Genomic DNA, 7,770 nt, shown 5'->3' on the forward strand with positions numbered 1-7,770 from the left:
TCACCGGTGCCCCGCCACGATGAGGCTCATCGCCTCCGCGCGGGTGGCCGGGTGCCGCAGGGCTCCGCGCACCGCGGAGGTGACGGTCTTCGCGCCGGGCTTGCGCACCCCGCGGTAGGTCATGCACGAGTGCTCGCACTCGACGACGACGATGACCCCGCGCGGGTGCAGGCGCTCCACGAGGGCGTCGGCGACCTGGGTGGTCAGCCGCTCCTGCAGCTGCGGGCGGCGGGCGAAGACGTCCACGAGGCGGGCCAGCTTGGACAGGCCCGTCACCCGGCCGTGCTCGCCGGGGATGTAGCCGACGTGCGCGACGCCGTGGAACGGCAGCAGGTGGTGCTCGCAGGTCGACTGGACCTCGATGTCCTTCACCAGGACCAGCTCGTCGTGCTCGAGGCCGAAGTCGGTGGCCAGCACCTGCGCCGGGTCCTGCCACAACCCCGAGAACAGCTCGCGGGCCGCGCGGGCCACCCGCGCCGGGGTGTCGCGCAGGCCCTCGCGGTCCGGGTCCTCACCGACGGCGAGGAGGAACTCCCGGACCGCGGCCTCGGCCCGCTCCTGGTCGAACGCGGGACCGGCGACCCCGCGAGCGTCCGGTGCGGGCGCTCCCGTGGTCGTCACGGCTGCTCGTGCGTCCCGTTCTGGTAGCCGTTGACCGGCGTCTGGAACCCGCCGCCGTGGCCGTTGAGCGCGGCGCGCTCGCGCGGGCCGGCGACGGGCGGGATGTCGGAGACGTGCCGGCGCTCGGAGGACAGCCACACCGGCCGCTGCGGGCGCTTCACGACGGGCGCGAAGATCTCCGCGAGCTCGGCCTGGTTGAGCGTCTCCTTGTCCAGCAGGGCGACGACCAGGGCGTCGAGGACCTGGCGGTGCTCGACGAGGATCTCCCACGCCTCGTCGTGCGCGGCCTCGATGAGCCGGCGCACCTCCTCGTCGACGATCCCGGCGACGCCCTCGGAGTAGTCGCGCTCGTGGCCCATGTCGCGGCCGAGGAAGACCTCGCCGCCACCGCTGCCGAGCTTGATCGCCCCGACGCGCTCGCTCATGCCGTACTGGGTGACCATCTTGCGGGCCATCCCGGTGGCCTTCTCGATGTCGTTGGAGGCGCCCGTCGTCGGGTCGTGGAAGACGAGCTCCTCGGCGACGCGGCCGCCGAGGGCGTACGCGAGCTGGTCGAGGATCTCGTTGCGCGAGGTGGAGTACTTGTCCTCGGTCGGCAGGACCATCGTGTAGCCCAGCGCCCGCCCGCGCGGGAGGATCGTCACCTTCGTCACCGGGTCGGTGTTCGGCAGCGCCGCGGCCACCAGCGCGTGACCACCCTCGTGGTACGCGGTGACCTTCAGCTCCTTCTCGCTCATCCGGCGGGTGCGCTTCTGCGGACCGGCCATGACGCGGTCGATCGCCTCGTCGAGCGCGGCGTCGTCGATGACCTTGGCGTCGGCGCGGGCCGTCAGCAGCGCGGCCTCGTTGAGGACGTTGGCCAGGTCCGCGCCGGAGAAGCCCGGCGTGCGACGGGCGACGGCCAGCAGGTCGACGCCCGGGGACATCGGCTTGCCCTTGGAGTGCACCTGCAGGATCTTGTGCCGGCCCTCCATGTCGGGGGCCTCGACGGCGATCTGGCGGTCGAAGCGGCCCGGGCGCAGCAGCGCCGGGTCGAGGATGTCGGGGCGGTTGGTCGCGGCGATGAGGATGACGTTCGCCTTGACGTCGAAGCCGTCCATCTCGACGAGCAGCTGGTTCAGCGTCTGCTCGCGCTCGTCGTGACCGCCGCCCAGGCCGGCGCCGCGGTGGCGGCCGACGGCGTCGATCTCGTCGACGAAGATGATCGCGGGTGCGTTGGTCTTGGCCTGCTCGAAGAGGTCGCGCACGCGCGAGGCGCCGACGCCGACGAACATCTCCACGAAGTCCGAGCCGGAGATCGAGTAGAACGGCACCCCGGCCTCGCCGGCGACGGCGCGCGCGAGCAGCGTCTTGCCGGTGCCGGGCGGGCCGTAGAGCAGCACGCCCTTGGGGATCTTGGCGCCGACCGCCTGGAACTTGGCGGGCTCGCTGAGGAACTCCTTGATCTCGTGAAGCTCCTCGACGGCCTCGTCGGCACCGGCCACGTCGGCGAAGGTCGTCTTCGGGGTGTCCTTGGTCATCATCTTGGCCTTGGACTTGCCGAAGTTCATGACCCGGCTGCCGCCGCCCTGCATCTGGCCCATGAGGAACCAGAAGAGGACCAGCAGGAGCAGGATCGGCGCGACGGTGAACAGCAGCGAGGACAGGATCCCCGAGCGCGGGACCTCGTCGGTCACGCCGCCGGGCGGCGGGTTCTCGTCCAGGGCCCGGACGACGTCGAGACCGCGCTGGGCGATGTAGTAGGAGCGGACGGTGCTCGCGCCCTGCTCGGTCGTCCCGTCCTTCAGCTCCAGGTCGATGCGCTGGCTGCCGTCGGTGAGGGTGGCGCGCTGGACCTCGTCCTGCTCGATCAGCTGGAGCGCCTTGGTCGTGGAGACCTCGGCGGTGCCGCTGGAGGCGAAGAAGGAGGCGCCGATCGCCACGGCGGCGATGGCGACCAGGATCCAGATCCACGGGCCGCGGACGATGCGCTTGAGTTGGTTGGGCATCAGTGGAGGGGTCGCCCCCTGTCCCTCCTGCTCGTTCCTGCTAGACGATCGACGGTACACCGCGCCTGCGACGCGCCGCCCGCACACCGGGTGCGGGGTCGGCCGTGGACCGGTCGCTGGTCGAACGGGCGGGGGGACGGGGCTGTTCCGCCCCGGGGCGCTCGATCCGCTGAGGGCGAACGCCGCTCAGCTGTAGACGTGCGGGGCGAGGGTGGCGACGCAGTCGAGGTTGCGGTACTTGTCCGCGAAGTCCAGGCCGTAGCCGACGACGAACTCGTTGGGGATGTCGTGGCCGACGTAGGCCACGTCCACCTCCACCTTGGCCGCCTCCGGCTTGCGCAGCAGCGCGCACACCCGCACCGAGGCCGGCCCGCGCGAGGACAGGTTCGCCAGCAGCCAGCTCAGGGTCAGGCCCGAGTCGATGATGTCCTCCACCACGAGCACGTGGCGCCCGGAGATGTCGGTGTCCAGGTCCTTGAGGATGCGCACCACGCCCGAGCTCTTGGTGCCCGAGCCGTAGGAGCTGACGGCCATGAAGTCCATCGACAGCGGGATGCTCATGGCGCGGGCGAGGTCGGCCATCACCATGACGGCGCCCTTGAGGACGCCGACGAGCAGCACGTCCTTGTCGGCGTAGTCGCGGTCCAGCTCGGCGGCGAGCTCGGCGACGCGGGCGGCCACCTGCTCCTTGGTCAGCAGCACGTGCTCGAGGTCGGTCCCGGCGGTCGCGGCGTCCACGCGGTTCTCCCGTGGTCTCAGGGGTGGAGGGGTGCCGGCCCGTGGGGCCCCGGCGTCATCACGAGGGTGCCACACGCCCGCAGCGCGCTCGCACCCCCCGGCAGCGCGAGCGCCCCCTGCCCGTGCCAGTCGAGCAGCAGCGCGTCGAGGGCGTCGACGTGCCCGGCGCCCAGCGCACCGGCCGGGCAGCCGGCGGCCAGCGCCGCCCGCCGCAACCACCGCCGGCGCAGCGCCGCCGGCGCCGCCAGCAGCGCGCCGACCTCCGCGCGGCCCTCGCGGAACGGGTCGCCCGCCGCGGCGAGGGCGTCCAGGGCGTCGGCGTCGTCGCGGGCCGCGCGGGCGGTGCGGGCCAGCGCCCGCGCGACCCCCGGCCCCAGCTGCTCCTCCAGCAGCGGCAGCACGGCGTGGCGCACGCGCGCCCGCGCCAGCCGCCGGTCGGCGTTGGCCGGGTCCTCCCACGCGCCGGGCGGGCAGGCGGCCCGCACGGTGGCGCGCTCCAGCCCCAGCAGCGGGCGCCGCAGGTGCCCGCGCACGGCCGGCATCCCGGCCAGGCTGCGGGTGCCCGAGCCGCGGGCCAGCCCCAGCAGGACGGTCTCCGCCTGGTCGTCGAGGGTGTGCGCGAGCAGCACCGCCACCGCCCCGGTGGCGGCGGCCGCACCCTCCAGCGCCTCGTGGCGGGCGGTGCGCGCGGCGGCCTCGGGTCCACCCGTCCGGCCGACGGCCACCCGGTGGACCCGCACGGGGTCCAGGCCCAGCGCGCGGCAGGCGGCCGCCGCACCGGCGGCGACCTCCGCGGAGCGCTCGTGCAGCCCGTGGTCGACGGTGACGGCCCCCGCGCGCAGCCGTGCCCGCGGCGCCTCGAAGGCCGTCGCCGCCGCCAGGGCCAGCGAGTCCGCGCCGCCGCTGCACGCGACGAGGACGAGGGCGCCGGGGTGCTCGCGGGCCACCGCCGCCAGGTCGGTGCGCACGGCGACCCGCACGGCGGCGACCGCGGGGTCGGGCCCGCTCAGCCGTGCACCCGCGCGACCCAGGCGGCGGGGTCGGCGACCTCGGCGGGCGAGGGCAGCTGCTCGGGGCCGCTCCAGACGGCGTTGAACCCCTCCCAGCCGACCTGCCCGACGGCTCCGCGCACGAAGCGCGCCCCGTCGGCGTACTGGCGGGTCTTGGCGTCCAGGCCCAGCAGGCGGCGCACCACCTGGTCCAGGGAGCCGCGCCCGCGCCGGCGCTGGGTGAAGCGGGCGCGGATCGTCGCCACGCTCGGCACCACCTGCGGCCCGACGTCGTCCATGACGACGTCGGCGTGCCCCTCCAGCAGGGACATCACGGCCACCAGCGCGGCGACGCGCTCGCGCTGGGCGGGCGTCTGCAGCAGGTCGGCCACGCCGACGCCGCTGCCCTCGGCGGTGCCGCGCAGGACCTCGGGCAGCGCCTGCAGGACGCCGGACAGGCGCTCGCCGAGGTCGCGCTGGTGGCCCAGCAGGTCCTGCGCGAGCGCGCGGGCCTCGTCGGTGATCCAGCGCCGCAGCCACGGGTGGGCGCCGAACTGCAGCCGGTGCGCCTCCTCGTGCAGGCACACCCAGCGGCGGAAGTCGCGCGGGTCCACCTGCAGGTCCCGCTCGACCTGCACGACGTTGGGCGCGACGAGCAGCAGCCGGCCCGCCCGGCCCCCGTCGACGCCGGAGAAGACGTCGAACTGGCCCAGGACGCGGCTGGAGAGGAACGACAGCAGGCTGCCCAGCTCGGCGCCGGTGGTGCGCCGGCCGACCGCGGTCGTGGCGCGGTCCACGGCCGCCCCCCCGCGGGCCGGCGCGGGGCGCTCGCCGGAGCGCAGGGGCACCTCGACCGGGCCCAGCAGGGTGCGGAAGGCCTCGACGTTGGCGCGCGCCCAGGAGACGCGGTCGACGACGAGCGCCGGCGGCTGCTCGGTCAGCTCCGGCAGGTGCGCGGTCCTCGCGACCGGCCCGGCGGCCTCGGCGGCCGCCACGCGCAGCTCGCCGACGACCTGGTCCGCCTCGTCGCGGCCGACGCGCGGTCCCGGGCGCACCAGCCGGGCCGCCACCTGGGCGGCGAGGTCGAAGTCGACGAGGTCGCCGACGACCCTGCCCCCCGGGTGCCCGGGGCCGCTGCCCGGACCGCTGTCCGAACCGCTCTCCCCGTCCCCGACGCCCGTGTCACCGCGTGCACGCATGGCGGCACCGTACGCGGTGGTGCAGCCGCCGGCCGGGTGACGGGTGGCTCGGACGGCGGGTGGCCCTCAGCGGCAGCCGCAGCCCACGAGGGCGGCGGTGGAGCGGTCCTGCGCGCGGCGGGCCGCCAGCGAGGCGCCCGGCGCGACGCCGTCGGAGAGCACGGCGAACGCCAGCAGCCGGCCGTCGGCGTCGCGCAGGAGGCCGGCGAGGCTGCTGACCCCGGTCAGGGTGCCCGTCTTGGCCCGCACCACCCCCGCGCCGGCGGCCGAGGCGGGGACGTCGTAGCGGTCGGCCAGCGTGCCGTTGACGTCCGCGACCGCCAGCCCGGAGGCCACCGCCGCCAGCTCCGGGTGCTCCCCGCCGGCGACCAGGACGAGCAGGTCCGTCAGCGCGCGCGCCGGGATCCGGGTGCCCCGGCCCAGCCCGCTGGCGCCCTGCAGCCGCACGCCGGTGACGTCGACGCCCAGGGCCGCGACCTGCTGCACCACCGCCTCGGAGGCGTCGTCGAAGGTCGCCGGGCGGTCACCGGCCGCGGCCACCCGGCGGGCGAGCACCTCCGCGAGGGTGTTGTCGCTCGTGGTGAGCATGAGCTCCACCTGCTCGGCGGTGGTCGCCGACTCCACGGCCGCCAGCGTCGCCGCCCCCGGCTGCGCGGCGGCCCGCACGAGCGCGCCGCCGCCCTGGTCGAGCACCTGCACGCCGGCGGCGCCCAGCGCCCGCGCGAAGGCCTGCGCCGCGGCCAGCGCCGGGTCGGGTGCCCGCGGCGCCGTCTCCCCCGGCGCCAGCCGGCCCCCGTCGACGGCCAGCGGCGAGATCGGGGCGACGAACCCGGCGGCCACGTCGCCGCTGCCCCAGCCGGGGGAGGTGGCCGGGCCGGTGAAGGCGGAGTCGTCCAGGCGCACGGCGACGGCGGAGCGGCCCTGGGCCAGCAGCGCCGCCGCCGTGCGGGCGGCCAGGTCGGCCAGGCCCGCGTGGCCGTTCACCGCGTCCGCGTCGCCCGCCCCCGCGGCCAGCAGCACGTCACCGCCGGCCACCAGGACGACCTCGTCGGCGGTGGCGCCCTCGACGACCCGGGTGGTGACCCGCGAGGTCGGCCCCAGCGCGCGCAGCGCGGCGGCCGCGGTGAGCAGCTTGGTCACCGAGGCGGGGGTGCGGGGGACGTCCACGTCGTCGGCCAGCAGGACCTCGCCGGTGGCGGCGTCCACGACGCTCGCCGACACCGACGCCGGCGCCCCCAGCGCCGGGTCGGCCAGCAGGGGCGCGACCTGCCCGCCGAGGACGGCCGGGTCCGGTGCCGGGGCGTCCGGGTCCAGGGCGGGGGCCACCGCGGGCGCGGGCCCGTCCGGCAGCGCGGCCGCGGGGGCCGTCGGCAGCGCGGCGGCGGTGGGCGCGGGGGTGGTGGTCAACGGGCCCGGGACGGCGCCGGCCACGTCGAGGCCGGCGTACCCGGCCGCGAGCCCGGCGGCGGCGACGACGGCGGCCGCGGCGGCAACGGCTCTGCGCACCCGTCCGGCTCCCCCGTCCACGCCTGCTCCCGCCCGGTCCCCTCCGGCCCGCGTTCGTCCGCCGGTGGCGGCCTGCGCGACACTAGCGCGGACCGCCGGCCGGGAGACCCCCGGCGGGCCGCACAGGGACGGGGTCGCCAGGCCCCGCGAGAGGAGCCACGTGAGCACCCCGATCGAGTTCGACGCGACCATCGAGATCCCCAAGGGTCAGCGCAACAAGTACGAGGTCGACCACGAGACCGGGCGCATCCGCCTGGACCGCATGCTGTTCACCTCCACGCGCTACCCGCACGACTACGGGTTCATCGAGGGCACCCTCGGCGAGGACGGCGACCCGCTGGACGTGCTGGTGATCCTCGAGGAGCCGACCTTCCCCGGCTGCCTGATCACCTGCCGCGCCATCGGCATGTTCCACATGCGCGACGAGGCCGGCGGCGACGACAAGGTCCTCGCCGTGCCCGCGGGCGACCCGCGCTGGGAGAAGATCCAGGACCTCGCCGACATCAGCGAGTTCGACCGCCTGGAGATCCAGCACTTCTTCGAGACCTACAAGGACCTCGAGCCCGGCAAGAGCGTCGAGGGCGCCAACTGGTCCGGCCGCGACGAGGCGGAGAAGGAGATCACGGCGTCCTACGAGCGCGCCAAGGGCACCTCGTACGAGGCCGGCGCCGGCCACTGAGCCGCCGCGCGGCGCGGCACGCGGCGAGCCCGGGCGCGAGGACCGCGCCC

At 76.3% G+C, this 7,770-nt stretch carries 7 protein-coding genes; 1 reads left to right on the top strand and 6 read right to left on the bottom strand.

What is annotated here, in order from left to right; all coding sequences use genetic code 11:
• The 6 genes from folE to dacB form a co-directional block, all read right to left on the bottom strand.
• Positions 1 to 621 carry a GTP cyclohydrolase I FolE gene (gene folE, locus ACRYM2_RS16640; RefSeq protein ID WP_432523552.1) on the bottom strand — a complete coding sequence of 207 codons (621 nt, stop codon included), beginning with the start codon at positions 619 to 621 and terminating at the stop codon, positions 1 to 3.
• Complete coding sequence (gene ftsH, locus ACRYM2_RS16645) at positions 618 to 2,609, bottom strand: ATP-dependent zinc metalloprotease FtsH (protein ID WP_432523553.1); 1,992 nt, start codon at positions 2,607 to 2,609, stop codon at positions 618 to 620. Before ftsH ends, folE begins: the two co-directional genes overlap by 4 nt.
• A 186-nt stretch (positions 2,610 to 2,795) precedes the next feature.
• Positions 2,796 to 3,347 (bottom strand): hypoxanthine phosphoribosyltransferase, encoded by a 552-nt coding sequence (gene hpt / locus ACRYM2_RS16650; protein WP_166616007.1) that lies wholly within the window; start codon positions 3,345 to 3,347, stop codon positions 2,796 to 2,798.
• 17 nt (positions 3,348 to 3,364) lie between these two features.
• The gene (gene tilS / locus ACRYM2_RS16655) at positions 3,365 to 4,357 is read right to left on the bottom strand and encodes a tRNA lysidine(34) synthetase TilS (RefSeq protein WP_432523557.1); all 993 of its coding nucleotides are present in this window, start codon (positions 4,355 to 4,357) and stop codon (positions 3,365 to 3,367) included.
• Positions 4,354 to 5,535 (bottom strand): zinc-dependent metalloprotease, encoded by a 1,182-nt coding sequence (locus tag ACRYM2_RS16660; protein ID WP_432523554.1) that lies wholly within the window; start codon positions 5,533 to 5,535, stop codon positions 4,354 to 4,356. The genes tilS and ACRYM2_RS16660 overlap by 4 nt, the downstream gene beginning before the upstream one ends.
• A 66-nt stretch (positions 5,536 to 5,601) precedes the next feature.
• A complete protein-coding gene (gene dacB / locus ACRYM2_RS16665; protein ID WP_432523555.1) occupies positions 5,602 to 7,041 on the bottom strand; it encodes a D-alanyl-D-alanine carboxypeptidase/D-alanyl-D-alanine endopeptidase in 1,440 nt (479 codons plus the stop codon).
• A gap of 172 nt (positions 7,042 to 7,213) precedes the next feature.
• Here dacB and ACRYM2_RS16670 point away from each other — a divergent pair, with 172 nt between their 5' ends.
• The gene (locus tag ACRYM2_RS16670; RefSeq protein WP_432523558.1) at positions 7,214 to 7,720 is read left to right on the top strand and encodes an inorganic diphosphatase; all 507 of its coding nucleotides are present in this window, start codon (positions 7,214 to 7,216) and stop codon (positions 7,718 to 7,720) included.
• Positions 7,721 to 7,770: the final 50 nt, after the last annotated feature.

Origin of the sequence: Kineococcus aridisoli (assembly GCF_050871885.1) — a bacterium.
In the GTDB taxonomy this organism is placed as follows: domain Bacteria; phylum Actinomycetota; class Actinomycetes; order Actinomycetales; family Kineococcaceae; genus Kineococcus.

Excerpts from the sequence above, each read along its gene's own strand:
- ftsH (WP_432523553.1), bottom strand. The coding sequence starts at position 2,609 with ATGCCCAACCAACTCAAGCGCATCGTCCGCGGCCCGTGGATCTGGATC.
- ACRYM2_RS16660 (WP_432523554.1), bottom strand. The coding sequence starts at position 5,535 with ATGCGTGCACGCGGTGACACGGGCGTCGGGGACGGGGAGAGCGGTTCG.